The organism is Aeromonas sp. 6P (genome assembly GCF_051919525.1).
In the GTDB taxonomy this organism is placed as follows: domain Bacteria; phylum Pseudomonadota; class Gammaproteobacteria; order Enterobacterales; family Aeromonadaceae; genus Aeromonas; species Aeromonas veronii.
Genome location: NZ_JBQBEO010000002.1, coordinates 676,122 through 702,500, shown reverse-complemented (window position 1 = coordinate 702,500; position 26,379 = coordinate 676,122). Strand labels below are relative to the sequence as shown.

The following is a 26,379-nucleotide window of genomic DNA, read 5'->3' as shown; positions in this document are numbered from 1 at the left end:
ATTCACACACATTTGCAGATCAACCATACCAAGCTGGTGCCACTGATAGAGCTGCTCACAAGCGGTGTTCAGCACCCAGCTGCCAACCCGTTCGGCAAGCTGGAACTCCTCAGCCACCATAATCACTTCGTTTGGCGGAATGAAACCGAGCTCAGGATGCCGCCAGCGCAGCAGAGCCTCGACAGCTTCGCAGCGGCCACTCTCGAGATTGACGATGGGTTGGTAATAGAGTTCCAACGCATTGTGTTCCAGCGCCATGATCATGTCCGACGCCAGATGTTTGCGCCGCGCCGTCTCGTTGAGCAGGGAGTTATCGTAAATCACATAGGGGACATGGGTCTTGCGACTATGGAACAGGGCTTGTTCCGCACGACTCAACAGCTCCTGAGTCTTGTCGCTGTCCATCGGATAGAAGGCAATCCCGATCCCGACTTCAAGCCGGAAGGGATAGTTGTCATAGACAATATCTTGCTTCAGCGCATGCAGCAGTCGTGCTACCAGCCCCCTGACCTGACGCAGATCGCTGCTGCCACGCTGGATAATGGCAAATTGATCCCCCCCAAGACGTCCGCTCCACTCTCCCTCTTCGCAGAGCACTCGGATCCGGGTGGCAAACTCACAAAGCAGATAATCACCAGTGTCATAGCCAAACTTGCTGTTGATATCCCTGAAGTCGTTGATATCGACCAGCACCAGTCCAAACGGCACTTCCTGTGTGGCGTACAGCTCCATCCGCTCCAGCAAGGCAACCCGATTGGACAACCCGGTCAGCGGATCCCGTCTGGCCGCTCTGAAATGACGACGCCCTTCATATATAAGCAGCATGCTGAGCAGCAGCACTGACATGACCAAACCGGAGACCATCAGCAACAAGGCATTGCGCAACTGCCCAAAATGACGATCGTTCTCGGAATAGACGTTAATGTTCTTCTGCATCACAGAAGCGAGGGAGTAGGAGAGCGGCTCTTGCAGCGGGGCAAGGCGCATCATGATCTGCTGATAGTCAGATGCCCCGCTTTGCAACTTGGTGATGTCGGGCTCTATTTGGCGAATATTGGTTTCAATCAGCTGCACCAGACGCAAGGTTTTCTGCTTGTCCTGCATGCTCTTGCGCAACTGGCCGCTCAACAGGATGGGCGTTCTGCTCCAGAGAATGTCATAACGCAACATCAAAGTGTCATGATCAATCCCGCCATAGTGATAGACCTCTACCGCATTGAGGAAACGCCCGAGCTCCAGCTGCAACTGCATCAGCGCCCAGGAGACATCATAGGTGTATTTCTCCATCGCTCTGGTCGCATTCTGGATCTGCATCAGGCAATAGAGGGTGCTCCCGGTAAACGACAGGATGGATACATACAGAATGACGAGCAGTGGCCACGCCCTGGTCTTTCCTTTCACCCCATGCTCCCGTGCGGTTTTTATCAGTGCTGAATGTCTATCAAATCCAGCTGCCAGATCATCATGTCGGTATATTCGGATCGCTTCAATTCCGGATATTGATCAAGAGGCAGCATAAACCAGACCGGCCCCTTGTCACGCACCCGCATGACAGCCCCATTGTCTTCCCATGCAAGAATGGGCTCGTATTTGGCAACCTTGTCCCATTCAATGCGGATCTGGAAACTGTTCAGTGCCGTCAACGTAATGGTCTTGCCATCCGCACCGACTGCAGCCAATACATCGGCCAGTTTTGGGCCTCTGTAGGTGTGCGGCTTATCCACCCACGGGTTGCCGGTCACGATCTCATGTTGCGGCAGAGCCTGCAGTTTGGCCAGATCAAACAACACCTTGCCATCAACTTCGTCTGCCGACCTGATGTTACCACCGACTTTCAGGATCACCGGCCCAGTCAGCGCCTCAGCAGCCATCACCGGCATGATGACTAATGAACACAGTAGTGTCAGCCAACCAAACATTTTCATATCGCCCCCAGATTTGCTGTCTCAACAGACTCAGTTTAGCCAGATATAAAAAAACGGCTCGCCTTGAGCGAGCCGTTTGTCAAACAGAACAAGGGGGATGATTACATCATGCCCATGCCACCCATGCCGCCCATATCAGGCATCGCAGGGGTATCTTTCTTCGGCAGTTCGGTGACCATGCACTCGGTGGTAATCATCAGACCGGCGATGGAAGAGGCAAACTGCAGGGCGGAACGGGTTACCTTGGTCGGATCCAGGATACCCATGGCCAGCATGTCGCCATACTGTTCGCTGTAAGCGTTGTAACCGAAGTTGCCTTCGCCGTTCTTCACTGCGTTGGCAATGACGGAGGCTTCCTCACCGGCGTTGATGACGATTTGACGCAGCGGGGCTTCCATGGCGCGCAGGGCAACCTTGATACCGACATTCTGGTCTTCGTTGTCACCGCGCAGACCAGCCAGTTTGGCTGCAACGCGAACCAGCGCGACACCACCACCGGCAACCACACCTTCTTCAACCGCGGCGCGGGTAGCGTGCAGGGCATCTTCCACGCGGGCTTTTTTCTCTTTCATCTCGACTTCGGTGGCTGCGCCAACCTTGATCACGGCAACACCGCCAGCCAGCTTGGCTACGCGCTCTTGCAGCTTCTCACGATCGTAGTCGGAAGAGGTCTCTTCGATCTGCTGACGGATCTGGGCAACACGGCCTTCGATCACACCGGCATCACCCACGCCATCGATGATGGTGGTATTCTCTTTGGTGATGACGATGCGCTTGGCACGACCCAGATCTTCCAGAGTCGCTTTTTCCAGCTCCATGCCAACTTCTTCAGAGATGACGGTACCGCCAGTCAGTACGGCGATATCCTGCAGCATGGCTTTGCGACGGTCACCGAAGCCAGGCGCCTTGACGGCAGCCACTTTCACGATACCGCGCATGGTGTTGACCACCAGAGTCGCCAGGGCTTCGCCTTCTACGTCTTCAGCAACAATCAGCAGCGGCTTGCCAGCTTTGGCAACGCCTTCCAGCACCGGCAGCATTTCGCGGATGTTGGAGACTTTCTTGTCAACCAGCAGGATGAACGGGTCGTCCAGTTCAACGGAACCGGTCTCTTGCTTGTTGATGAAGTAGGGGGACAGGTAGCCGCGGTCGAACTGCATACCTTCAACAACTGCCAGCTCATCTTCCAGACCCTGACCATCTTCAACTGTGATGACGCCATCGCGACCCACTTTGTCCATGGCTTCAGCAATCAGCTTGCCCACTTTCTCGTCGGAGTTGGCGGAGATGGTGCCCACCTGAGCGATGGCATTGCTGTCAGCGCACGGCTGGGACAGCGCTTGCAGCTCGGCAACAGCAGCCACAACGGCTTTGTCGATACCGCGCTTCAGATCCATCGGGTTCATACCGGCGGCAACGGCTTTCAGACCTTCGTTGACGATGGCCTGAGCCAGAACGGTTGCAGTAGTGGTACCGTCACCGGCGGCATCGTTCGCCTTGGAAGCCACTTCCTTGACCATCTGGGCGCCCATGTTCTGGAACTTGTCTTCCAGCTCGATTTCGCGCGCAACAGACACACCATCTTTAGTAATGGTCGGGGCGCCGAAGGACTTGTCCAGCACCACGTTGCGGCCTTTCGGGCCCAGAGTCACCTTGACGGCATCAGCCAGGATGTTTACGCCTTCCAGCATCTTGATGCGGGCTTCGTTACCAAACTTAACGTCTTTAGCTGCCATTTTTCTTCAATCCTTAAATCAATTCGGGGAAAAGGAGGATGGATTACTCTTCGACAATCGCCAGGATGTCGGTTTCGGAGAGGATCAGGACGTCCTGACCATCCAGCTTCTCGGTCTTAACACCGTAGCCTTCGTTGAAGATAACCTTGTCACCAACCTTCACGGCCAGCGCTTTGACTTCGCCATTATCCAGGATGCGACCAGTCCCCACGGCAAGCACTTCACCACGGGTGGACTTCTGGGCCGCAGTACCAGTCAAGACGATACCGCCGGCAGATTTGGCTTCAGCTTCGATGCGCTTGATGATGACGCGGTCGTGCAGTGGACGAATTTTCATCGATAACTCTCCCAAAATGAGTCTCATTGTTGCTTTGAGGAATGGCCGTTCCAGGCCAAATTAGATATGTCACTGATGTGGGGCAGAGTTGCTAACCCTTCAAGGGCAAATACAAAAAAAATTTTTTCACGTACTATAAACATCTTCGATGGTTCAGCCATGTCCGCACTCTGGAGCAAGGTCGGTTCAAGCCGCCCGGTTTCCATGCCAGAACCTTCAAAGCCAGCTGTAGAGACGAGCCCTTGACCCGCACCAACCCCATGCTGACAGCCCCTATTCCGGTCGTACTGCGCCAGATGACGGGCCCCATGATCTTCGGCATTATCGCCATTCTGGCCTTCAATCTGGTCGATACCTTTTTTATCGGTATGCTGGGCACCGAAGCTCTGGCCGCCATCAGTTTTACCTTTCCTGTCACTTTTGTGGTTACCTCGCTGGCGATGGGATTGGGCGCCGGATTGTCAGCGGTGATCGGTCATACCCTGGGGCAGGGCAAACACGATGAGGCGGCCCATCTCGCCACCGACAGTCTGTTTCTGGCGGTGATCATGGTAGCCCTGCTCTCCGCGGGGGGCGCTCTCACCATCAAACCCCTGTTTACCCTGTTGGGGGCCAGTGCCGAGCTTATCTCTCTCATCCATGACTACATGCTGATCTGGTATCTCACCGTCCCCATGCTGGTGCTGCCCATGGTGGGCAATGCCGCCATACGGGCGACCGGCGATACCAAAACCCCCAGTCTGGTGATGGCAGTAGCTGGGTTGGTCAACGGGGTGCTGGATCCTCTGTTGATCTTCGGCATCGGCCCCTTTCCCGAATGGGGGATCCGTGGGGCCGCCATCGCCACCTCTCTCTCCTGGTTGATGGCGATGCTGGTCAGCCTCTATATCCTGCGTCATCGGGAAGGCTTGCTGCTGTGGCGCCTCTCGCCGCGGGCTCGGTTGCTGACCCACTGGCGGGCCTTGCTCCATGTCGCCGTCCCCGCCTCTTTTACCAATATGCTCAACCCGCTGGCCAACGCAGTGCTGATGACGATTTTCGCCGGTCTTGGTACTGAAGTGGTGGCGGCTTACGGCGCCGCGTCGCGGGTCGAGGCACTGCTGCTGATTGTGATGATGGCCCTCGCCTCCGTACTGGCTCCTTTCATCTCGCAAAACTGCGGCGCTGGCAATCCTGCCCGCGCCAAGGCTGCACTACAAAGCTGCATGGGGTTTGCGTTGCTGTTCCAGCTCGCCATCTATGGCCTGACCTGGCTACTGGCGCCACTCATCGCCAACCTGTTCAGCGATCATCCGCAGGTCATTCGCCTCATCATTCTCTATCTGCATCTGGTGCCGATCGGTTACGGCTTTCAGGGCATGGTGATGCTGCTGGCATCGGCACTCAATGGCGTGCGGGCATCCAGTATTTCTTTCTTGTTCAACGGATTGCGGCTGTTTGGTTTTCTATTGCCAGGAGCCTGGCTGGGGGCAAAGCTGGGGGGAGAACAGGGGATATATCTGGGGATCTTGCTGGCCAATCTGGCGGCGGGCACCCTCGCATGGTGGTATGCCCGACACCGCTTCGAGACCTTGTGCCATCAGGGCAAACCCTGATTCAGTCACTCACCTCGGGTTTTCGTCTCGTCGATTACTCTTTGCGCTCACTCTTTGCGCTCAAATTCGCCTTCGATGGTGGTGCCGCCCTGCTTGGCGTTCCCCAGATGATCATCGGACGGTGCGTTGCCAAACGGCGATTGAGTCGGCTGGAAACCGCCCATCTGCATCCGGAACTGGCTGCTGCCGATCAGCTTGTCAGCCAGTTTGTTGCGCAGCCAGGGTTGCAGCAACAGCACACCGAAAATGTCGGTCACGAAACCCGGGATAATCAGCAGCAAGCCGGCCAACGCCAGCATCATGCCCCCCATCACCTCGCGGCCCGGCATCTCGCCCATCTGCATCTTTTGCTGGGCGCTGAACAGGGTTTTGATCCCTTCACTGCGCACCAGCGAGGAGCCCAATACCGCAGTCAGGATGAGCAAGCCGACAGTCGGCAGCGCCCCGATTACCGAGCCGACCTCGATCATCACGGTGAGCTCCAGCACAACCAGACCCACCAACAACAAAAACAACTTGCCCATATCCACTCCAGCACCGGTAAATTGAGAAAAAGTGGCGCCTATCCAACGATGGTCAAAGGCGATTTTGCCGCCCCGTCATCACCACTTTCTGCCCTGAATAAATGGGGGCAACCCCCCTCTTTTCAAGTTGGCCAACTGACCCCTACGTCATCAGCAATCTAAAAAACCAGCAAAAAGTCACAAAAATTTATAAAAATCATCATGATAAAAACTTCATAACATATGTGTACTTTCCTCAAAGTAATTTGAAAATGTCGCAAATTTAGTGATCCACCTCTAATAACCGATACCTCAATTGGAGTAGTATATTGATTAGTTTTTCGGGAGGTCATTCTCCCAACCGCCCCACTCGATGTGTGGTGCTTCAGGATGAGCTGTGCGCAAGGAACTCGCGACCACTCGGTGAGGATTTTTCCATTTATCTGATTTCTGAGGCATTACAATGAGCGACATCAAGAACGTCCGCATTGAAGAAGACCTGCTGGGCACCAAAGAAGTTTCCAATGATCTCTACTACGGTGTGCACACCCTGCGCGCTGTCGAGAACTTCAAGATCAGCTCTCAGAAGATTTCTGACGTTCCGGAATTCGTCCGCGGTATGGTGCTGACCAAGAAGGCCGCTGCGCTGGCAAACGGTGAATTGGGTACCATCCGTCCTGAAATTGCTGACAAGATCGTAGAAGCCTGCGACCTGATGCTGAACACCGGCAAATGCTTCGACCAGTTCCCGGTCGACGTTTACCAGGGTGGTGCCGGCACCTCCGTCAACATGAACACCAACGAAGTACTGGCTAACATCGCCCTGGAAATCATGGGTCTGGAGAAAGGCCGTTACGACGTCATCAACCCGAACGACCACGTCAACAAGTGCCAGTCCACCAACGATGCCTACCCCACCGGTTTCCGCGTTGCTGTTGTGAACAGCACCGACGTGACTCTGCACGCGCTGGAGCACCTGATCGCGGCATTCGATGCCAAAGCGAAAGAGTTCAAAAACATCCTGAAGATGGGCCGTACCCAGCTGCAAGATGCAGTTCCGATGACCCTGGGTCAGGAGTTCCACGCGTTCGCCGTGACCCTGCGTGAAGAGATCAAGTCCATCAAGCGTTGCCAGGAGCTGCTGCTGGAAGTGAACCTGGGCGCGACCGCCATCGGTACCGGTCTAAACACTCCGCCCGAGTACTCTGCACTGGCCATCAAGCGTCTGGCCGAGATCACCGGTCGTGCCTATGTGCCGGCAGAAGATCTGATCGAAGCGACCTCCGACTGTGGCGCCTACGTCATGCTGCACGGCGCCATCAAGCGTCTGGCCATGAAGCTGTCCAAGATCTGTAATGACCTGCGTCTGCTCTCCTCCGGCCCGCGCACTGCACTGAAAGAGATCAACCTGCCGGAAATGCAGGCGGGTTCCTCCATCATGCCGGCCAAGGTCAACCCGGTTATCCCGGAAGTGGTCAACCAATCCTGCTTCAAGGTATTCGGTAACGACATCACCATCACCTTCGCCGCCGAAGCCGGTCAGCTGCAGCTGAACGTCATGGAGCCGGTGATTGGTCAGGCGATGTTCGAATCCCTGAGCCTGATGGAAAAAGCCTGTATTTCCCTGCGCGAGAAGTGCGTGGAAGGTATCACCGCCAACCCGGAAATCTGCATGAATCACGTGCTGAACTCCATCGGTATCGTGACCTACCTGAACCCTTTCATCGGTCACCACGAAGGGGATATCGTCGGCAAGATCTGTGCCCAGACCGGCAAGAACGTCCGCGAAGTCGTTCTTGAGCGCGGTCTGCTGAGTGCCGAGCAGCTGGACGAAATTCTCTCCATCGAGAACCTGATGAACCCGCAATACAAAGCTAAGCGTTTCACTCGCGAAGCTGCCGTATAAGCGAGTGTGGGCCGGGATCTTCCCGGCCCATAAAGTCAGTTCCCGATTGGTCTTTATCCCCAGCCCGATCGGGAATTGGCTTTTTGCCAAATAAAAACCAAAAACTAAAAAATGGAGTTATCGCTATGATTGGAATCGAGTTACTTGTCGTGCTCGCCGCTATCTATCTGGGGGCCCGGATAGGCAGCATCGGCATCGGCTTTGCCGGTGGTCTGGGGGTACTGGTATTGACGTGGGGTCTGGGCATGCCCATCCCGAGCGATCAACTGGTCAGCTACATCCCTTGGGATGTGATCATGATCATCGCATCCGTCATCTGTGCCATCGCCTGTATGCAACTGGCTGGCGGGATGGACTACCTGGTCTTCCTGGCAGAAAAAGCGCTGCGCAAGAACCCCAAATACATCACCTTCGCCGCCCCGGTGGTCACCTACCTGATGACCATGCTGGCCGGTACCGGTCATACCGCCTTCTCCACCCTGCCAGTGATCGCTGAAGTGGCCAAAGAGCAAGGGATCCGCCCATCCCGTCCGCTCTCCATCGCGGTTGTCGCCTCCCAGATCGCCATCACAGCTTCCCCGATCTCTGCCGCTGTGGTTGCCTTCTCCGGCATGCTCGAGCCGTTTGGTGTTGACTACCTGACCCTGCTGGCCATCTGTATCCCCTCTACCTTCCTGGCCTGTATCCTGGGTGCCTTCATTGCCAACATGATGGGCAAGCCGCTGGAGCAAGACGAAGTCTATCTGGAGCGTAAAGCCAAGGGCCTGATCAAACTGCGTGGTACTACCAAGCTCGAGATCAAGCCGTACGCCAAACTCTCCGTGTGGATCTTTATCGCAGCCATCGTAGCGGTCATGGCCTATGCCACTGCTATCTCCGGTAAAGTGGGTCTGATCACCAACCCGCCGATCCCCCGTGACGGCGCCATCATGGGCATCATGCTGGCCGCGGCCACCATCATGACCCTGGTGTGCAAACTGGACGCCACCCAAGTGACCAACATGCCGACCTTCAAGTCCGGTATGTCCGCCTGTATCTGCGTACTGGGTGTCGCCTGGCTGGGTAACGTCTTCGTAAAAGGCAACATGGACACCATCCAGCTGATCGCTGGCGACCTGCTGAACCAGTACTCTTGGCTGCTGGCCGTGGTGCTGTTCTTCGCTGCCATGCTGCTCTATTCACAAGGCGCCACCACCAAAGCGTTGATGCCTGCCGCACTGGCACTGGGTGTCAGCCCGCTGACTGCGATTGCCTCTTTCGCAGCCGTGAGCGCCCTGTTCGTACTGCCGACCTACCCGACCCTGCTGGCTGCGGTAGAGATGGACGACACCGGCTCCACCCGTATCGGTAAGGCGGTCTTCAACCACCCCTTCTTCGTACCGGGCACCGCCACCATCGCCATCGCCGTGGCGCTGGGCTTCTTCTTCGGCGGCATCCTGCTGTAATCCTGTCGCCTGCCGATAGCCAAACAAAAATCCCCGCCAGTTGGCGGGGATTTTTTTATCTCTTTACTCTGTACTTGGCTTGGCTGTCTGGCAGCGAGAGACCTGACGTATTATCCGGATGGCTCAACCACGGCGACAGCAGACACCACCACAGCGTGCCAGCGGCGCTATAACCACCGCTGCCGGATTGCCGGAGTAGTAGGCCACCATGGTACTCACCACCACGCCAGAAGGCGGGATCCTTCGGATCAGACCGGATCCAGGGTATCCAGCGGCCAGCGCGGCACGGCTTTAACAACCAGCGGCTCAAACACGCCTGCTTTAAGGCGCTGCATACCGGCGTAAGCGATCATGGCGCCGTTATCGGTGCAATATTCAGTGCGCGGATAGAACACCTCGCCCTTGAGGCTCTCCATCAGCTCGGCCAGTTGGGCGCGCAGATGACGGTTGGCACTGACGCCGCCAGCAACCACCAGACGCGTGAGACCTGTCTCTTTCAAGGCACGACGGCACTTGATGGCCAGGGTATCAACCACCGCATCTTCAAACGCCCGAGCGATATCGGCACGGGTCTGCTCATCATCACCATTGGCGGCAATGGTGTTGGCGGTGAAGGTCTTGAGGCCGGAGAAGCTCATGTCGAGCCCGGGACGGTCAGTCATGGGACGGGGGAAGTGGAAGCGCCCGGTGGTGCCCTTCTCGGCCAGACGGGAGAGCAGCGGACCACCCGGATAGTCCAGCCCCATCAGCTTGGCGGTCTTGTCGAACGCTTCGCCAGCGGCATCATCGATGGATTCCCCCAGCAGCTTATAGCTGCCGATGCCATCAACCCGCACCAGCATGGAGTGACCACCGGAGACCAGCAGCGCCACGAAGGGGAACTCGGGGGCTTTCTCTTCCAGCATGGGAGCCAGCAGGTGCCCTTCCATATGGTGGACAGCGATAGCAGGCTTGTTCCATGCCATCGCCAGCGAACGACCAATAGTGGCGCCTACCAGAATGGCGCCAACCAGACCCGGACCCGCGGTATACGCGATGCCGTCGATGTCATCTTTGCCCAGTCCCGCCTCTTGCAATGCGGCCTGGATCAACGGGATCGTCTTGCGAACATGATCCCGGCTGGCGAGTTCGGGGACGACGCCACCGTAGTCCGCATGCAGCTTGACCTGGCTGTATAACTGATGGGAAAGGATCCCTTTTTGATCGTCGAAGATCGCGATCCCGGTTTCGTCACAGGATGTCTCTATGCCCAATACACGCATTGCTAAAAAATTTCACTGCTAAAATGAGACGGCTATGGTAACCTTCGCGGGTTTTTTAAACCAGAGCGATCTCTGCGGGTTTACTTTCATTCCCTGTCCAGAGTATAATTTCGCACCATTTTAAGACATGCTGATCGATTGAAGATCAGCTAACAATTTATCACTGAGGTGAAAGGCACATGCCAGTAATCAAAGTCCGTGAAAATGAGCCGTTTGACGTTGCTCTGCGTCGTTTCAAGCGTTCTTGCGAAAAAGCCGGTATCCTGTCCGAAGTTCGTAGCCGTGAGTTCTACGAGAAGCCGACTACCATTCGTAAGCGCGCCAAAGCGTCTGCTGTCAAGCGTCACGCCAAGAAGCTGTCTCGCGAAAACGCACGTCGTATCCGCCTGTACTAATCGGGAGATATTGCCGTGTCTCTGAAGGATCAACTCAAGGATCAGCAAAAACTTGCCATGCTTGCCAAAGATAAGGCACGTCTGGGAGCGATCCGCTTGTTGATGGCAGAAATCAAGCAACGTGAAGTCGATACCCGTATCGAGCTGAATGATGAGGATATCCTCGCTGTCGTGACCAAAATGGTCAAACAGCGCCGCGATTCCATCAGCCAATTTGAAGCTGCCGGTCGCCAGGATCTCGCCGACAAAGAGTCCGCCGAGATCGTTGTGTTGCAGGAATTCCTGCCGCAACAGCTGACCGCAGATGAAATTGCTGCCCTGATCGAGCAAGCCATCACTGAAAGTGGTGCTGCCGTCATGGCTGATAGGCAAGGTCATGGCTGTCTTGAAGCCGAAAATTCAGGGGCGTGCCGATGTCGGCGCCGTCAGTGCTCAGGTGAAAACCCGCTTGGCGTAACAGGCAACTCTCTTGTTTGGTCGAAGAAGCCGTGCTTCCCTTGGAATGCGCGGCTTTTTTATTTTCTCCGCAATGAAACAGGACGGTTATGGCAGGCAGGATCCCCCAATCCTTTATCGACGATCTGCTCGTACGCACAGACATAGTCGAGCTGATCGACTCGCGAGTGCGGCTGAAAAAAGCCGGTAAGAACTACCAGGCTTGCTGCCCTTTTCATAACGAAAAAAGCCCCTCTTTTACCGTTAGCCAGGAGAAGCAGTTCTACCACTGTTTCGGTTGTGGCGCCCACGGCAACGCCATCGGCTTTGTCATGGAGTACGACGGGCTCGAATTTCCCGATGCCATCGAAGAGCTCGCCAGCATGCAAGGCATGCAGGTGCCTCGCGAGCAGAGCATCGGTGGTTCGGCCAATAGCCAGCCCGCCGTCAGCAAGGATCTGTTCGAGCTGATGAACCAGATCGCCCGCTTCTACGAAAGCAACCTCAAGAGTGCTCCCCATGCGGTGGAGTACCTCAAAGGGCGCGGTCTGACCGGTGAAGTGGTCAAGCGCTTCAATATTGGCTATGCACCTAGCGATTGGGATCAAGTGCGTCGTCGCTTCGGCGCCAGCCGGGATCACGAACAGTTGCTTATCTCGGGGGGCATGCTGATCACCCGTGACAATGGCCCGGGGAGTTATGATCGTTTCCGCGATCGCATCATGTTCCCGATCCGCGACAAGCGTGGCCGGGTCATCGGCTTCGGTGGCCGGGTGCTCGGTGATGGCACACCCAAGTATCTGAACTCGCCGGAGACCCCCATCTTCCATAAAGGGAGGGAGCTGTTCGGTCTCTACGAGGTGAAGCAGGCACACAAGGATCCACGCCGGATCCTGGTGGTGGAAGGCTACATGGATGTGGTGGCACTCGGTCAGTACGACATCGACTATGCGGTGGCGGCGCTGGGTACTGCAACGACCAGCGACCATATCCACACCCTGTTTCGCACCACTGCCGAGGTAGTCTGCTGCTACGACGGTGACAACGCCGGTCGTGAAGCCGCCTGGCGCGCGCTGGATAATGCCCTCCCTCATCTGCAGGATGGCCGCGAGCTGAAGTTCGTGTTTCTGCCCGATGGCGAGGATCCCGACTCGCTGGTACGCCAGATCGGCAAGGAGGGCTTTGAAGCCCTGCTCGATCAAGCCCAACCGTTCGCCGACTTCATGTTCGAGCGTCTCGGCCGGGATGCGGCCCTCTCCGGTGAGGCAGGCAAGTTCGAAGTGGCCAACAAGGCCGCCGAGCTTATTCGTCGCGTTCCGGAAGGGTTTACCCGCGAAGGGCTGATCACTCGTCTCTCCAGCATGATGCGTTGGGGCGAGAACAAGCAGCGCATCGCCGAGCTCTTTGCCCGCAACAGTCAGCCCAAGGCCGAGGTCAACAAACCCAAGGCAGCCAAGCTGACGCCACTGCGGCGTGCGCTGGCACTGATGGTGCAATATCCGGCAGTAACGGCTGAGCTTCCCCCCATGCCGGAATTGGCCGGGCTACGCGTACAGGGCATCAAGTTCCTGCTGCAACTGCACCAGCAAATCCTGGCACAGCCCGGTATCACAACCGGTATCCTGCTGGAACACTGGCGTGGTACCAAGGAGGGAGAGATCCTTGCTCAGCTGGCCATGCACGACCTGTTCGAGGAGATCAAACTCGATCAAGAGCCGGATATTCTGGGAGAATTGCAGGACACCTTCGTCGGCTTCATCAACCAGTTTCTGAAACAGCGGATCGAAGAATTGCAGGCCAAAGTGGCTCAGGAAGGACTAAGCTCCGAAGAAACCCAAGAGCTGATGATGCTGATAAGAGAGGTGCAAATTGAGAAAAGAAATGAGAGTGGGGCTTGATATTTGAGTGATTAGTCCCAATATGGATAACGTTGCCCGAATCGACGGGATGAAAAGCAAAAATTTTATAACCGCCTGGCCCCGACAATACTGCGGGCAGGGGTTTCTCATGACCGACGCCGCAACCAGACATAGCATGTCTGGCGGTTTTCTATTAGAATTGGCTATTTGCGCAGCAGCGCACTGTACGCGCAACCTAGCAACACCAACCGGATGAGTTCTATGGAGCAAACCCCGCAGTCTCAGCTTAAACTCCTCGTTGCCAAAGGTAAAGAACAGGGCTACCTGACCTATGCCGAGGTGAACGATCACCTCCCGCAAGACATTGTCGATTCAGACCAGATCGAAGACATCATTCAGATGATCAACGATATGGGCATTCAAGTGGTTGAAAACGCTCCGGATGCCGATGACCTTATCATGGCTGAAGGTGGTACCGCCGATGAGGACGCTGCCGAAGCAGCGGCCCAGGCTCTGGCATCTGTTGAATCTGAGATTGGTCGCACGACCGATCCCGTCCGCATGTACATGCGGGAAATGGGTACCGTCGAACTGCTGACCCGTGAAGGCGAAATCGACATCGCCAAGCGGATCGAAGACGGTATCAACCAGGTACAAAGCTCCGTAGCCGAGTACCCTGAAGCAATTACTTACCTGCTCGAACAGTACGACAAGTACGAAGCCGAGCAGCTGCGTCTCTCTGACATCATCTCTGGCTTTATTGACCCGAACGAAACTGAAGATATGGCGCCTACCGCCACGCATATCGGTTCCGAGCTCGGCGAAGACGATCTGGCCGACGAAGATGAAGAAGACGAAGAAGACGAAGACGAAGATGGCGACAGCTCTGACGACGACGGTGACGGTGGTCCGGATCCGGAAGTCGCTCGCGAGAAGTTTGGTGAACTGCGTGCCCAGTATGAAGTGACCCGCCTCTCCATTCAGAAGAATGGTCGCGCGCACGAAGATACCCAGGCCGCCATCGCCCAGCTGGCCGATGTATTCCGTCAATTCCGCCTGATGCCCAAGCAGTTCGATCGCTTGGTCAACAACATGCGTGAAATGATGGAGCGCGTCCGCGTGCAGGAACGCATCATCATGAAGCTCTGCGTTGAGCAGGCCAAGATGCCGAAGAAAACCTTCGTCGCGGCCTTCACCAACAACGAGTGTGAAACTGCCTGGTTCGAATACCAGAAGCAGGCTGGCAAAGCCTGGTCTCCTCGTCTGGTTGAAATGGACGAGGATATCCAGCGCGCCATCGGCAAGCTGCAGCAGATTGAAGAAGAGACCGGTCTGTCGATTGCCCAGATCAAGGATATCAACCGTCGCATGAGCATCGGTGAGGCCAAAGCCCGCCGTGCGAAGAAAGAGATGGTTGAGGCCAACTTGCGTCTGGTTATCTCTATCGCCAAGAAGTACACCAACCGCGGTCTACAGTTCCTGGATCTGATCCAGGAGGGCAACATCGGTCTGATGAAGGCGGTAGACAAGTTTGAATACCGTCGTGGCTACAAGTTCTCGACCTATGCTACCTGGTGGATCCGTCAGGCCATTACCCGCTCCATCGCGGATCAGGCCCGTACCATCCGTATCCCGGTACACATGATCGAGACCATCAACAAGCTCAACCGTATCTCCCGTCAGATGCTGCAGGAGATGGGGCGCGAACCGAACCCGGAAGAGCTGGCCATGCGCATGGGCATGCCGGAAGACAAGATCCGCAAGGTACTGAAAATCGCCAAAGAGCCTATCTCCATGGAGACGCCCATCGGTGATGATGAAGATTCCCACTTGGGCGACTTTATCGAAGATACCACCCTGGCTCTGCCAGCGGATGCGGCGACCAGCGAAAGCCTGCGCAACGCCACCCGCGAAGTGCTGGCTGGCCTGACCGCCCGTGAAGCCAAGGTACTGCGGATGCGTTTCGGTATCGACATGAACACTGACCACACCCTAGAGGAAGTGGGCAAACAGTTCGACGTTACCCGTGAGCGTATTCGTCAGATCGAAGCCAAGGCACTGCGCAAACTGCGCCACCCGAGCCGCTCGGAAGTGCTGCGCAGCTTCCTGGACGAATAGTCCTGACCCTGTGTCAAACTGCTCTGCCAAAGCCCCGCCATGCGGGGCTTTGTTTTGTCTGGCATTTACCCTTGCGACCGGCTCTTCCCCCTCTATCGACCTGGACAATTAGTCGCCAAGTGGTTGATATGCCTATAGACTGCCCTTTCCTCTTCCCCTATAATCCACGCCGCTAAACGCACAATTTGGCCCCTTAGCTCAGTTGGTCAGAGCAGTCGACTCATAATCGATTGGTCGTGGGTTCAAGTCCCCCAGGGGCCACCAAATTGAAAAAGGCCGCTCATGATGAGCGGCCTTTTTGCATCTGCGGATCGAGCAATGTCCCGTGATAAGCTCGAGGAGGCCATAGAAAAGACCCGCCATGGGCGGGTCTGGGCAGGGTCCGGATCAGGCGCCTCACTCAGAGACAAGGAGCCTAATGCTGAGCCTCAGATTTGCTCGTTGCTGCCGCTCTGGATGGATGAGCGACGCTCGGCGGGTAGCATCCGGGTAACCAGATTGCTGCGCTGACGCCAGGAGGTGAAGACGATGGCCAGCAGGTGCAGACCAATCAGCCCCTGCAGCGCCACCACGCACCACTCATGCCACTCGTCAGCCCCCAGTTCAAATCCCGCCTCGGTATTTTGAAACCAGCCGCTGCCTGCTGTCGCCAGCACGACCAGCCAGAGCGCCCACACAGCCAGCTTGCCGCTGCCGTGATGACCCGGTGCCGGAGGCTGCCGCTCACGCATCTCGCGCGCCTGCTGGCGAAAGTCCTCACCGCTAGGAATGAGGGCACCAAGGCGGGCGTAGCCACGGGCAAAAGTGAGCCCCCAGAGCAGACGCAAGGAGACCAGCCCAATGGCGCCGTAACCCAGCCACTCGTGCCACTCCTCCCCCGCTTCGTTAACCCAGAGGTTGCCGATGCAGACCGCCGCCAAGCCCCAGTGGGTCAGGCGAACCAGCGGATCCCAGCGAAAGGGCTCACCCTTTTTGCTTGGCATATTTGTGGTACTCCTTCTTCAGGTCGTTGACCTTGGCCAGATGTTCGCGCGCCTTGGCCTCATCACCCGCCTTGAGTGCGGCCAGGCTGGCGTCCAGCTCGGCCTGTACCTCGTTCATCCCTTCAAGGAATTTCTCTTTCTTGGCGGCCGGCATGTTCTTCTGCTTGGCCACATCAAGCTGGGCCTTCATCTCGTTGATGTGCTTCTCCATGGTGGCTGCATCATCAGCCTTGACGGCCTGCTTGTAGTTGAAGCCAATCTTCTTCATCGGCTGTTCCAGATCACCCGCCACGGCAGGCAGGGTCATCAGGCCAAACATCAGGGGCAGCAGCAGGGGGCGGACGGTTTTCAACATGGGATTTCCTTATATAACGACATGCTCGAATTGTTAGGGGTACTTATGAATCCAAACAAGAATTCATCACCAGCATGATGCCATGACTCATGGTGAAACGTTTGTGAAAAATGCTGTTTTTTGTGGCAAATAGTGACAGATATGCCGCGCTTGTTTGCGCTTGGTAACTGACTGAACGGCGGTGACGCGCAGCATGAGGATGGTTGAAAGCGGTAAACAGGGACAAAAAACCCCGCCGTAGCGGGGTCTGAATCAGCTGGCCAATGGCTTGCGTCAGTTACTCCTGTTCGCGAGCAATGGCGCGCCAGCCTATATCCTTGCGGTAGAAGACGCCATCCCACTTGATGCGGCCAGCGAGCTGATAGGCACGCTGCTGGGCTTCTGCCACAGTATGGCCGAGGGCGGTTGCGCACAACACGCGGCCGCCAGCGGTCAGGCTGGTATCGCCCTCCAGGCGGGTACCGGCATGGAACACCTTCTCACCCGCCACTTCATCCACCGGCAAGCCGCTGATGGGGTGGTTGGTGCTGTAATCGCCAGGATAGCCTCCCGCCGCCAACACCACGCCGATAGCGGCGCGGGGATCATAAATGGCCTCTTTCTGATCCAGCTTGCCTGCGCAAGCGGCCAGACAGAGCTCCACCAGATCGGATTGCATCCGCAGCATGATGGGCTGGGTCTCGGGATCACCAAAGCGGCAGTTGAACTCGATCACCTTGGGATTGCCTGCGCCGTCGATCATCAGACCGGCGTAGAGGAAACCGGTGTAGACGTTGCCTTCGGCCGCCATGCCGCGCACGGTCGGCATGATCACCTGCTCCATCACGCGTCGATGTACCTCGGCGGTCACCACAGGCGCCGGGGAGTATGCCCCCATGCCGCCGGTGTTGAGGCCGGTATCACCGTCGCCAACCCGCTTGTGATCCTGACTGGTGGCCATCGGCAGCACGTGCTCGCCATCGACCATGACGATGAAGCTCGCCTCTTCACCCTCCAGAAACTCCTCAATCACCACCCGGGAGCCCGCTTCGCCAAAGGCATTGCCGGAGAGCATGTCGCGCACCGCGTCTTCCGCTTCTTGCAAGGTCATGGCGACAATCACCCCCTTGCCTGCCGCCAGACCATCGGCCTTGATGACGATGGGGGCGCCCTTCTCACGCAAGTAGGCGAGTGCTGGCTCCACTTCGGTGAAGTTCTGGTACTCGGCGGTCGGAATGGCGTGACGGGCCAGGAAATCCTTGGTGAAAGCCTTGGAGCCTTCCAGCTGGGCAGCGGCAGCGGTCGGGCCAAAGATGGGCTGACCGGCAGCGCGGAAGGCATCCACCACCCCTTTCACCAGCGGCGCTTCCGGCCCGACGATGGTGAGGCCGACCTGCTTCTCTTTGGCAAAGGCCAGCAGCCCTTCGATATCGGTCGCCTCGATGGCGACGTTCTCGACACCCGGCTCAAGCTGGGTGCCCGCATTGCCCGGCGCCACAAAAACGTGACGTACCAGTGGGGAGTGTTTGGCCTTCCAGGCCAGAGCGTGTTCGCGGCCACCGTTGCCAATGATCAGTACTTTCATCGTATCGCTCGCTTCTATTTGTGGTCACTGGACGGCCACCCGGGCCGTCAGTCAGTGGAAATAGTCAGTTGAAAAGAGACAACAAAAGGGCCGCCATCGGCAGCCCCTGACCCATCAATGACGGAAATGGCGCATGTTGGTGAAGACCATACACATACCGTGTTCGTCGGCGGCATCGATCACCTCCTGATCGCGCATCGAGCCACCCGGCTGGATCACGCAGGAGATACCGGCCTGCGCGGCAGCATCGATACCGTCGCGGAACGGGAAGAAGGCATCGGAGGCCATCACGGAGCCCGCCACGGTCAGCCCTTCGTCCGCCGCCTTGATACCGGCGATTTTGGCCGAATAAACACGGCTGATCTGGCCGGCACCGACGCCGATGGTCTGGCCATCTTTGGCGTAGACGATGGCATTGGATTTGACGAACTTGGCCACTTTCCAGCAAAACAGCAGATCCTGCAGCTCGGCCTCGGTCGGCTGGCGCTTGCTGACCACGGTCAGGTCACCCAGCGTCACCATGCCGAGATCCCGCTCCTGTACCAGCAGGCCGCCGTTGACGCGCTTGAGGTCAAACCCTTGCGCCGGAGCCGTCCACTGACCGCATTCGAGCAGACGCACGTTCTGCTTGGCGGCGACCGCATCGCGGGCCTCCTGGCTGACGCTCGGGGCGATGATCACCTCAACAAACTGGCGGGCCACGATGGCTGCCGCAGTGGCGCCATCCAGCTCACGGTTGAAGGCGATGATGCCGCCGAAGGCAGAGGTGGGGTCGGTCTGGTAAGCGCGATCGTAGGCACTCAGCAGGTCGTTACCGATGGCCACGCCGCAGGGGTTGGCATGCTTGACGATGACGCAGGCCGGCTCGTCGAACTCCTTCACACACTCCAGCGCAGCATCGGTATCGGCGATGTTGTTGTAGGAGAGCGCCTTGCCCTGCAGCTGGATAGCGCTGGAGACGGAACCCGGCGCGGCATGCTCCTCGGCATAGAAAGCGGCAGCCTGATGGCTGTTCTCGCCGTAGCGCATGTCCTGCTTCTTGATGAACTGGCTATTGAAGGTGCGCGGGAAGCGGGACTCCTCGTCACCCTCCTTGTTGTCACCGTAGGAAGGAACCATGGTGCCGAAGTAGTTGGCGATCATGCCATCGTAGGCGGCGGTGTGCTCGAATGCCGCGATGGCCAGATCGAAACGGGTCGCCAGTTTCAGGCTGTTGCCGTTGGCATCCATTTCGCGAATAACCCGATCATAGTCGGCAGCTTTGACGACGATAGCGACATCTTTATGGTTTTTGGCGGCAGAACGCACCATGGTCGGGCCGCCGATGTCGATGTTCTCGACCGCATCCGCCAGGGTGCAGCCCGCTTTGGCCACGGTGGCGGCGAAAGGGTAAAGGTTGACGACGACCATGTCGATGGGGGAGATAGCGTGCTGAGCCATGATGGCATCATCCTGATCCCGACGACCAAGGATGCCGCCATGAACCTTGGGATGCAGGGTCTTGACCCGGCCATCCATCATTTCAGGGAAACCCGTGTAGTCGGAGACCTCGGTCACCGGCAGACCCGCCTCGCCAAGCAGCTTGGCGGTACCGCCCGTGGAGAGCAGGGCAACACCACGCTCGTTGAGTGCCTTGGCAAATTCCAGAATGCCAGTTTTGTCAGACACACTCAGCAGTGCACGGCGAATGGGTCGAGCTTGTTCCATCACACTATCGTCCTCAACATAACGGGGACCGTTCCATGGGAGGCGAGGCTCAACACAGAGAGTCCCCAAATAAATGGAAGTGGGGGATTTCGCAAACCACTCTCGCCCCGACATCCGGCAAAAGCGTTTTAGGAAATGCCCGCTTGGTGCGGCGCTCTGTTATGGGCGCGTATTCTACACAAAAAATGTGACCTGTGGTGGATTTTTTGAAACAGCAAAGCCTTATTTGGCGCGGCGTTAAACGTTTTCCACTTGATTTTCTCGAAACGTTTGCACTTTCAGTGTTTTATGGGAAAAAGGGTCGCCAGGAGATGTTTATCTGCCCCTTTTATGCCCTTGGCTGGCAATCCATGGGCAAAGGGGTGATAGTGGATTCCGGTTTTTGTGGCGGCATACATTCAAGGGGAGAGAGAGCATGTATCGGATCGGTGAACTGGCCAAGGCGTGCGGGGTCAAGGCAGATACCCTGCGTTTTTACGAGAAGAACGGGCTGATCTCACCGGGGATCCGCAACGAATCCGGCTACCGCCTCTACAGCGAACAGGACAAGCGGCGGCTGGAGTTTATTATCCGCGCCAAGTCGGTGGGATTCTCGCTGGCCGATATTGGCGAGCTGCTCGACCTCGATACCAACAAGGCCAAAGTCACCTGTCAGGAGGTAAAAGCGGTAGCCGACACCAAGCTGGCCCAGGTGGAGCAGAAGATCATCGAACTGACCCGCTTTCGCGACAACCTACGCGAGCTCTCCAATATCTGCTGCGGCGGGCCGCGCTCGGCGGAGCACTGCGCCATCCTCGAGACGCTGGAATCTGGCGCCCCGGCCCATCACGAGCATCACAGCCACGACCAGCATGACCCGGTTCACGGCTGACATGGTATGCCTGACTGAGCTTGCCTGGCTCAGTGTGACTGACTCGGCACGCCCGACGCATTGCTCCGGCGGCGATTTGGTGACAAAATCGCCGCATTTTTAACCTCTTCCGCAATCAAAATTGGGGGCTTTGCCAAACGCGAAGTCTCTATAACTAAATTTCACGAGATAAAAAGATGAATTATCAAGCTTATCAGTTGGCTCAGTCTGCAATTGCTGATTTAAAAAGTGCAGTTTATTTAGCCCTTGAGGCGTCAGGGGATGCTGGACTCACGAATGCGGAGCTGGGTCGTTCGTTAGGTATTTATGGCGGGCATGTGGGTCATGAAGGCCACATTTCAAGAACGTTACTGGGGCTATTAGAAAATGAAGGGGTAGTAGTTCAAGTGGCAGACACTAAACGCTGGTTTTTGAAGAAGTATAAGTAGGCAAAACCAATGAGGACTAGTTGTGATTAAGCACAGAAATAAACATATGAATGAAATTCCCGATATCACCTATGCCCATCAGCGCGGCGAGATAAAGGATAACCATCTGCATGCCCTGCTCTCCGATCCCCTGTTTCGCAGCCGGGTCGAGCGCAACAAGAAGGGCAAGGGGAGTTACCAGCGCAAGGCCAAATTCGGCAAGCGGTGGGAGCCCGGCCAACAGCAGATGATCCGCGTCTGCTGCTGATCGGGTTTCTACCGACCATAAACAATCAGGGCGCCATTGGCGCCCTGATTGTTTTGACAGAAGAAGCGATTTGGCAACGCCAACTCACCACCTCAAAGTTGCGCCTCAACAGGCCACTCACTCATCCATAAAGAGTTCGAGCAGCACGTTGAGATAGCGATGACCGAGGGAAGTAAGCTGCCAGCTATCCCCCAGATCCTCGATCAGCTCCTTGCTCTGGGCGATGGCGAGCACCGTCTCCACCCGCTCCAACTCCAGACCTGTGTATGCCTCGAACTCCGCCTTGGGGGCCGGTTCAAACAGGCGGAAGCGGTTCATAAAGTATTCGAGCGGCAGATCGTCTGCCGTCACCTGCCACTGCTCGTCCAGATAGGGGCGACTCTTGTCCAGATACCCTTTCGGATGCTTCACCTTGGCGGTGCGCAGGATCTGCTGATTCACGAGATCGGTCACCTTGCCGTGGGCGCCACAGCCGATCCCCAGATAGTCACCAAAGCGCCAGTAGTTGAGATTGTGATGGCACTGGTAGCCCTCTTTGGCATAAGCCGAGATCTCGTACTGGCGATAACCGCTGGCGGTGAGCATGGCGTGGCCCTGCTCGTAGATGTCCCACAGGGTGTCATCTTCCGGCAGTTTGGGCGGTTTGGAGGCAAATGCCGTATTCGGCTCTATGGTGAGCTGATACCAGGAGAGGTGCGGTGGTGCACAGTCGATAGCCTGCTGCAGGTCATAAAGGGCGTCATCCAGACTCTGATCCGGCAGACCGTGCATCAGATCCAGATTGAAGGTGGGCAACTTGATGGCGTGGGCCAGAGCGGCGGCCTTGCGCGCCTCTTCCGGGCCGTGAATGCGGCCGAGGCGGGTCAGCTTCTCCTGCTGGAAGCTCTGCACCCCGATGGAGATACGGTTGATGCCGGCGCGCTGGAAACCGGCGAACTTGTCCGCCTCCACCGTGCCCGGATTCGCTTCCATGGTGATCTCGCAATCCGCGGTGAGCGGAATGCGGGCCCGCACCCCGTCCAGCAAGGTTTGCATCGCCTCCACCGTCAACAGGCTGGGAGTGCCACCGCCGATAAAGATCGAGGAGAGCGGCCGTCCCTGCGCCCACTTCCGATCCTGATCCAGATCCTCCAGCAGGGCGGCGACATATTCGAGGTGAGGCAACTCCCCCTTCTGGGCATGGGAGTTGAAGTCACAGTAAGGGCACTTCTGGACGCACCAGGGCACATGAATATAGAGAGAGAGCGGCGGCAGTTGCAGCATGGGACTTCCAATAAAACGGGGGCTCAAGGCCCCCATTGTAGATGACTATGTGTAATTGACCGTGTGTAACCGACAAGGTGGCGAAGTGGCTTAGTGCGCCGCAGCCAGCGCCGCTTTTAACTTGGCCAGCGCCTGACCGCGATGACTCAGCTGGTTTTTCAGCTCGGCGGGCATCTGGGCGGCGGTGCAGTCGTGATCCGGCACGAAGAAGACCGGGTCATAGCCGAAACCGTGCTGACCGCGCGGCTCGTCGATGATCATCCCTTCCCAGCTCGCCTGACAGATGATGGGAGTGGGATCGTCAGCGTGGCGCATATAGACCAGCACACACCAGAAGCGGGCGCTCTTCAGGTACTCGGGGGCACCTTGCAGCTCGCCGAGCAGCTTCTCGATGTTGGCCTTGTCGCCGGCACCCACACCGGCAAAGCGGGCGGAGTAGACGCCGGGGCGCCCTTGCAGCAGATCGACTTCCAGACCGGAGTCATCGGCCACGGCGGGCAGACCGGTAATGCGGGCGGCGTGGCGGGCCTTGATGATGGCATTCTCGACGAAGGTGGTGCCGGTCTCATCGGCATCGGAGACCGCAAACTCGCTCTGTGGGATCACCTGGATCTTCATATCGGCCAGCATGGCGGCCAATTCCTTCACCTTTTTCTGGTTACCTGTTGCCAGGACAAGCTTGTTCATCGAGCACCTCCGCAAAAATAATCTGCGCATTCTATGCGGCGCAAGCGTTTAGTAAAAGCGTCAATTACACCCGCTGTGATGGGGTTACGGGGGATTTGCCGCCATCGAATAACCAGCTTTTTAATACATGTTTCCATAATGGAATAACCAAAGTGATTAAATACCATTTCTATTCATTACTGTGAGTCAGTAGACTCGCGCCCCAATTCATTAACCTGGCTGACTAAAGAGGTGACAGATGCCATTGATACTTTTACTCGTACTACTGGTGCTGTTCAGTCCGCTGGCTATCGACATCTACCTGCCCGCCATTCCGCAGATGGCCGAGCAGCTGGGCGCCGAAGTAACCCTGATGCAGGGCACCATCACCTGGTTCCTGTTCAGCATGGGGCTGGGGCAACTGCTTGTTGGCCCGCTGGCCGATCGCTACGGTCGCAAGCCCATCGCGCTGGGCGGCGTGCTGCTCTATGGCCTGAGCGCGCTGGGGGCCGGTTTTGCCGCCAGCCTCGGCGAATTGATGCTGGCGCGAGTGCTGCAAGGCTTCGGCGCCTGCGCCACCTCGGTCGCCGCCTTCTCGGTGGTACGTGACAGCTACGGCCCGAAAAAGAGCGGCCAGATGATCTCCTATCTCAATGGCGCCATCTGCTTTATTCCTGCGCTGGCCCCCCTGCTCGGTGGCTGGCTCACCGCCAAGGCGGGTTGGTCTGCCAACTTCTGGTTTATGGCCGGTTATGCGCTCATCGTCGGCAGCTGGCTGATGTGGCGGATGCCGGAGACCCGCCCGGAGGAGACCCGCAGCGAAGGGGCCCTCATCAGCTGGTCCCGCTACAGCCCGGTGCTGCGCTCCCCCAGCTTCCTGTTCAACGCGGCGCTGTGCATGCTGGCGATGGCGGTGATCCTCGCTTATGTCACCGCCGCACCGGTGCAGCTGATGGTGAAACTGGGGCTGGACATGAGCGGCTTTAGCTACTGGTTTACCGCCAACGCCGCGCTCAACATTCTGGCCTGCTTCATGGCGCCGCGCTTTATCGCCAAGGTGGGGCCAAGACGCACCCTGCGCATCGGGCTGCTGGTGTTGATGCTCTCGGCCATCACCCTGACTTTGGCCATGCACATCGAGCATCCGCTGGCGATGATGGGGCCGGTGTTCCTCTCCAGCATCGGCTTTGCCATGATTCTGGGCTCGGCTGCCGGGATGGCGCTGGCACCGTTCGGCCACTGCGCCGGTACCGCCGCCGCTCTGCTCGGCCTGTTCCAGATGAGCGGCTCCGGCGCCCTCGTTGGCTTGACCGGTGCCCTGATGCACGATCCGCTCAGCCAGCTGGCGCTGCATATGTGGCTGCTGCTGCCGCCTCTGGTGATGCTGATGACCCGGCGCGGTCGCCGCTTGTGTTTGCAATAAATCCTGTGCTCTGATGGGCACACTCAGGGGGCCATCGGCCCCCTTCTCGTTTGTATCGCCTTTACAACGAATGGCCATCCGGCAGAGAGCCTGTGATGGCGACCCCACTCACTCGATGTCAGCGGAGAACCCTCGATGAGCCACACTCTCAACGCAGCCCTGGTGGGCTATGGCTTTGCAGGCAAGACCTTCCACGCCCCCTTCCTCTCCACCACCTCGGGCTTGTCCCTGAGCTGGGTGGTAAGCCGCGATGCCGCCAAGGTGCAGGCCGATCTGCCCGACTGCCGGGTCGGCTCACTGGAGGAGGTGCTAAGCGATGAGACCGTCGATCTGGTGGTGATCGCCACCCCCAACGACACCCACGCTCCTCTGGCCCGCCAGGCGCTGCTGGCAGGCAAACATGTGGTGATCGACAAGCCCTTTACACTGGATCTGGCAGAAGCGAAAGCACTGGTCGAACTGGCCGAAAAGCAGCAGCGACTGCTCAGTATCTTCCACAACCGCCGTTGGGACGGGGATTTCCTTACCGTGCGCCGTTTGATTGCCGAGGGGACGCTGGGGCAGATCGCCCAGTTCGAATCCCACTTCGATCGCTATCGCCCCGAAGTGCGCCAGCGCTGGCGCGAAGCGGGTGGCCCGGGTTCCGGCCTCTGGTTCGATCTCGGCCCCCATGTACTGGATCAGGCGCTGCAGCTGTTCGGCCAGCCGGACTGGCTGCAGGCCGATCTGGCCGAGCAACGCCCCGGCGCACTGGCGGACGACTACTTCCATGTGGTGCTGGGTTACGGTGCTCTGCGGGTTATTCTGCATGGCAGCTGTCTGGTCTCGGCCACCATGCCGCGCTTTGTCATTCACGGCAGCCAGGGTTCGTTCGTGAAATTCGGTATGGATGTGCAGGAAGATCAGCTCAAGCAGGGCTTGCGGCCACCGGCGGCGGATTGGGGCATGGATAGCGAACCCGGTCAGCTCACCCGCATTGTCGACGGTCAGTTACAGCAGCAGAGCTTGGTGGGTGAGGCGGGGGATTATGGCGCCTACTATCGCGGTGTCTGCGCCGCCATCAAGGGCGAAGGGAGCAACCCGGTGCCAGCAAGTGAAGCGCTGGCGGTGATGGCGCTGCTGGATCTGGCCCGTCAGAGCCACCTTGAGGGAAAACGGCTGCCCTGTCAGAAGCTGTCTGACTAAGGTGTGGGCCATCGGCCGCGCTTGAGCAACCTTGACCTTGTTAAACCGCCACAAGATGGCAGCAATGTGGTGTTTTATTGTGCAATCAGCACTATTTGACGGCATCTTGTATTGATATCAGTCGTTGCAGTGGAGCTTTTTATCAACGGCACGAAAAAATGTCATTGTGAT

Annotated in this window: 23 protein-coding genes, 1 tRNA gene and 1 pseudogene (1 of these 25 cut by a window edge); 13 read left to right on the top strand and 12 right to left on the bottom strand. The window is 57.4% G+C overall.

From position 1 onward, the window contains the following. The 4 genes from ACTG2J_RS03480 to ACTG2J_RS03465 form a co-directional block, all read right to left on the bottom strand. A protein-coding gene (locus ACTG2J_RS03480; RefSeq protein WP_439989022.1) for a putative bifunctional diguanylate cyclase/phosphodiesterase crosses the window boundary here: on the bottom strand, positions 1-1,401 show its 5' portion. The gene continues 531 nt to the left of window position 1, outside the view; the window shows 1,401 of its 1,932 coding nt (coding positions 1-1,401); it begins with the start codon at positions 1,399-1,401; its stop codon lies off the left edge, out of view. A 23-nt stretch (positions 1,402-1,424) separates the two neighbouring features. Then, positions 1,425-1,925 carry a molybdopterin-binding oxidoreductase gene (locus ACTG2J_RS03475; protein WP_005349099.1) on the bottom strand — a complete coding sequence of 167 codons (501 nt, stop codon included), beginning with the start codon at positions 1,923-1,925 and terminating at the stop codon, positions 1,425-1,427. 101 nt (positions 1,926-2,026) lie between these two features. Then, positions 2,027-3,661, bottom strand: a complete 1,635-nt coding sequence (groL, locus tag ACTG2J_RS03470) for a chaperonin GroEL (protein WP_005340575.1) — start codon at positions 3,659-3,661, stop codon at positions 2,027-2,029. Between the two features lie 43 nt (positions 3,662-3,704). Next, positions 3,705-3,998 (bottom strand): co-chaperone GroES, encoded by a 294-nt coding sequence (locus ACTG2J_RS03465; RefSeq protein ID WP_005340573.1) that lies wholly within the window; start codon positions 3,996-3,998, stop codon positions 3,705-3,707. Positions 3,999-4,258: 260 nt separating this feature from the next. Between ACTG2J_RS03465 and ACTG2J_RS03460 the strand changes: the two genes are divergently transcribed. After that, positions 4,259-5,593 carry an MATE family efflux transporter gene (locus tag ACTG2J_RS03460; RefSeq protein ID WP_234923198.1) on the top strand — a complete coding sequence of 445 codons (1,335 nt, stop codon included), beginning with the start codon at positions 4,259-4,261 and terminating at the stop codon, positions 5,591-5,593. 47 nt (positions 5,594-5,640) lie between these two features. On the opposite strand, the gene ACTG2J_RS03455 is transcribed toward ACTG2J_RS03460, so the two are convergent. Then, a complete protein-coding gene (locus ACTG2J_RS03455; protein WP_005358147.1) occupies positions 5,641-6,117 on the bottom strand; it encodes an FxsA family protein in 477 nt (158 codons plus the stop codon). A gap of 442 nt (positions 6,118-6,559) precedes the next feature. Here ACTG2J_RS03455 and aspA point away from each other — a divergent pair, with 442 nt between their 5' ends. Together aspA and ACTG2J_RS03445 are read left to right on the top strand one after the other, a co-directional pair. Continuing rightward, on the top strand, positions 6,560-8,002 hold the full coding sequence (aspA, locus tag ACTG2J_RS03450; RefSeq protein WP_005340569.1) for an aspartate ammonia-lyase: 1,443 nt from the start codon (positions 6,560-6,562) through the stop codon (positions 8,000-8,002). A 125-nt stretch (positions 8,003-8,127) separates the two neighbouring features. After that, a complete protein-coding gene (locus tag ACTG2J_RS03445) occupies positions 8,128-9,447 on the top strand; it encodes an anaerobic C4-dicarboxylate transporter (RefSeq protein ID WP_021229055.1) in 1,320 nt (439 codons plus the stop codon). 248 nt (positions 9,448-9,695) lie between these two features. Here the strand turns inward: ACTG2J_RS03445 and tsaD are convergent, their stop codons facing one another. Next, positions 9,696-10,709, bottom strand: coding sequence for a tRNA (adenosine(37)-N6)-threonylcarbamoyltransferase complex transferase subunit TsaD (tsaD, locus tag ACTG2J_RS03440; protein WP_113740136.1), 1,014 nt, complete (start codon positions 10,707-10,709; stop codon positions 9,696-9,698). Positions 10,710-10,888: 179 nt separating this feature from the next. On the opposite strand from tsaD, the gene rpsU reads away from it, so the two are divergent. From rpsU to ACTG2J_RS03415, 5 genes and pseudogenes are all read left to right on the top strand, one after another. Beyond that, positions 10,889-11,104 (top strand): 30S ribosomal protein S21, encoded by a 216-nt coding sequence (gene rpsU, locus ACTG2J_RS03435; RefSeq protein ID WP_005309452.1) that lies wholly within the window; start codon positions 10,889-10,891, stop codon positions 11,102-11,104. A 15-nt stretch (positions 11,105-11,119) separates the two neighbouring features. Next, positions 11,120-11,561, top strand: a pseudogene (locus ACTG2J_RS03430) (GatB/YqeY domain-containing protein). Between the two features lie 88 nt (positions 11,562-11,649). Then, positions 11,650-13,437, top strand: coding sequence for a DNA primase (gene dnaG / locus ACTG2J_RS03425; RefSeq protein ID WP_113740135.1), 1,788 nt, complete (start codon positions 11,650-11,652; stop codon positions 13,435-13,437). A gap of 183 nt (positions 13,438-13,620) precedes the next feature. After that, on the top strand, positions 13,621-15,516 hold the full coding sequence (rpoD, locus tag ACTG2J_RS03420; RefSeq protein WP_263718854.1) for an RNA polymerase sigma factor RpoD: 1,896 nt from the start codon (positions 13,621-13,623) through the stop codon (positions 15,514-15,516). Positions 15,517-15,703: 187 nt separating this feature from the next. Beyond that, positions 15,704-15,780, top strand: a tRNA-Ile gene (locus tag ACTG2J_RS03415). 164 nt (positions 15,781-15,944) lie between these two features. Here ACTG2J_RS03415 and ACTG2J_RS03410 read toward each other — a convergent pair. From ACTG2J_RS03410 to purH, 4 genes are all read right to left on the bottom strand, one after another. Continuing rightward, positions 15,945-16,499 (bottom strand): cytochrome b/b6 domain-containing protein, encoded by a 555-nt coding sequence (locus tag ACTG2J_RS03410; RefSeq protein ID WP_058059721.1) that lies wholly within the window; start codon positions 16,497-16,499, stop codon positions 15,945-15,947. Further along, positions 16,480-16,854, bottom strand: coding sequence for a cytochrome b562 (locus tag ACTG2J_RS03405; protein ID WP_113740134.1), 375 nt, complete (start codon positions 16,852-16,854; stop codon positions 16,480-16,482). Before ACTG2J_RS03405 ends, ACTG2J_RS03410 begins: the two co-directional genes overlap by 20 nt. Positions 16,855-17,131: 277 nt before the next feature. After that, positions 17,132-18,418, bottom strand: coding sequence for a phosphoribosylamine--glycine ligase (gene purD / locus ACTG2J_RS03400; RefSeq protein WP_005341242.1), 1,287 nt, complete (start codon positions 18,416-18,418; stop codon positions 17,132-17,134). 114 nt (positions 18,419-18,532) lie between these two features. Continuing rightward, positions 18,533-20,125 (bottom strand): bifunctional phosphoribosylaminoimidazolecarboxamide formyltransferase/IMP cyclohydrolase, encoded by a 1,593-nt coding sequence (gene purH / locus ACTG2J_RS03395; protein WP_439997195.1) that lies wholly within the window; start codon positions 20,123-20,125, stop codon positions 18,533-18,535. Between the two features lie 415 nt (positions 20,126-20,540). Here purH and zntR point away from each other — a divergent pair, with 415 nt between their 5' ends. The 3 genes from zntR (at position 20,541) to ACTG2J_RS03380 (ending at position 21,671) form a co-directional block, all read left to right on the top strand. Next, positions 20,541-20,996 (top strand): Zn(2+)-responsive transcriptional regulator, encoded by a 456-nt coding sequence (zntR, locus tag ACTG2J_RS03390; RefSeq protein ID WP_005341244.1) that lies wholly within the window; start codon positions 20,541-20,543, stop codon positions 20,994-20,996. Positions 20,997-21,172: 176 nt separating this feature from the next. Continuing rightward, positions 21,173-21,424 carry a hypothetical protein gene (locus tag ACTG2J_RS03385; RefSeq protein ID WP_162628431.1) on the top strand — a complete coding sequence of 84 codons (252 nt, stop codon included), beginning with the start codon at positions 21,173-21,175 and terminating at the stop codon, positions 21,422-21,424. A 46-nt stretch (positions 21,425-21,470) separates the two neighbouring features. Then, positions 21,471-21,671: an alternative ribosome-rescue factor A gene (locus ACTG2J_RS03380; RefSeq protein ID WP_113740132.1), complete on the top strand. Its 201-nt coding sequence runs from the start codon at positions 21,471-21,473 to the stop codon at positions 21,669-21,671. Positions 21,672-21,788: 117 nt separating this feature from the next. Here ACTG2J_RS03380 and hemW read toward each other — a convergent pair whose 3' ends face one another. Further along, positions 21,789-22,934, bottom strand: a complete 1,146-nt coding sequence (hemW, locus tag ACTG2J_RS03375; protein WP_439974397.1) for a radical SAM family heme chaperone HemW — start codon at positions 22,932-22,934, stop codon at positions 21,789-21,791. Positions 22,935-23,024: 90 nt separating this feature from the next. Beyond that, on the bottom strand, positions 23,025-23,621 hold the full coding sequence (gene rdgB, locus ACTG2J_RS03370) for an RdgB/HAM1 family non-canonical purine NTP pyrophosphatase (protein WP_005340539.1): 597 nt from the start codon (positions 23,619-23,621) through the stop codon (positions 23,025-23,027). Between the two features lie 238 nt (positions 23,622-23,859). Between rdgB and ACTG2J_RS03365 the strand changes: the two genes are divergently transcribed. Both ACTG2J_RS03365 and ACTG2J_RS03360 read left to right on the top strand, forming a co-directional pair. Then, complete coding sequence (locus tag ACTG2J_RS03365) at positions 23,860-25,023, top strand: multidrug effflux MFS transporter (protein WP_005340537.1); 1,164 nt, start codon at positions 23,860-23,862, stop codon at positions 25,021-25,023. A 135-nt stretch (positions 25,024-25,158) separates the two neighbouring features. Beyond that, positions 25,159-26,208: an oxidoreductase gene (locus tag ACTG2J_RS03360; protein ID WP_439997193.1), complete on the top strand. Its 1,050-nt coding sequence runs from the start codon at positions 25,159-25,161 to the stop codon at positions 26,206-26,208. Positions 26,209-26,379: the final 171 nt, after the last annotated feature.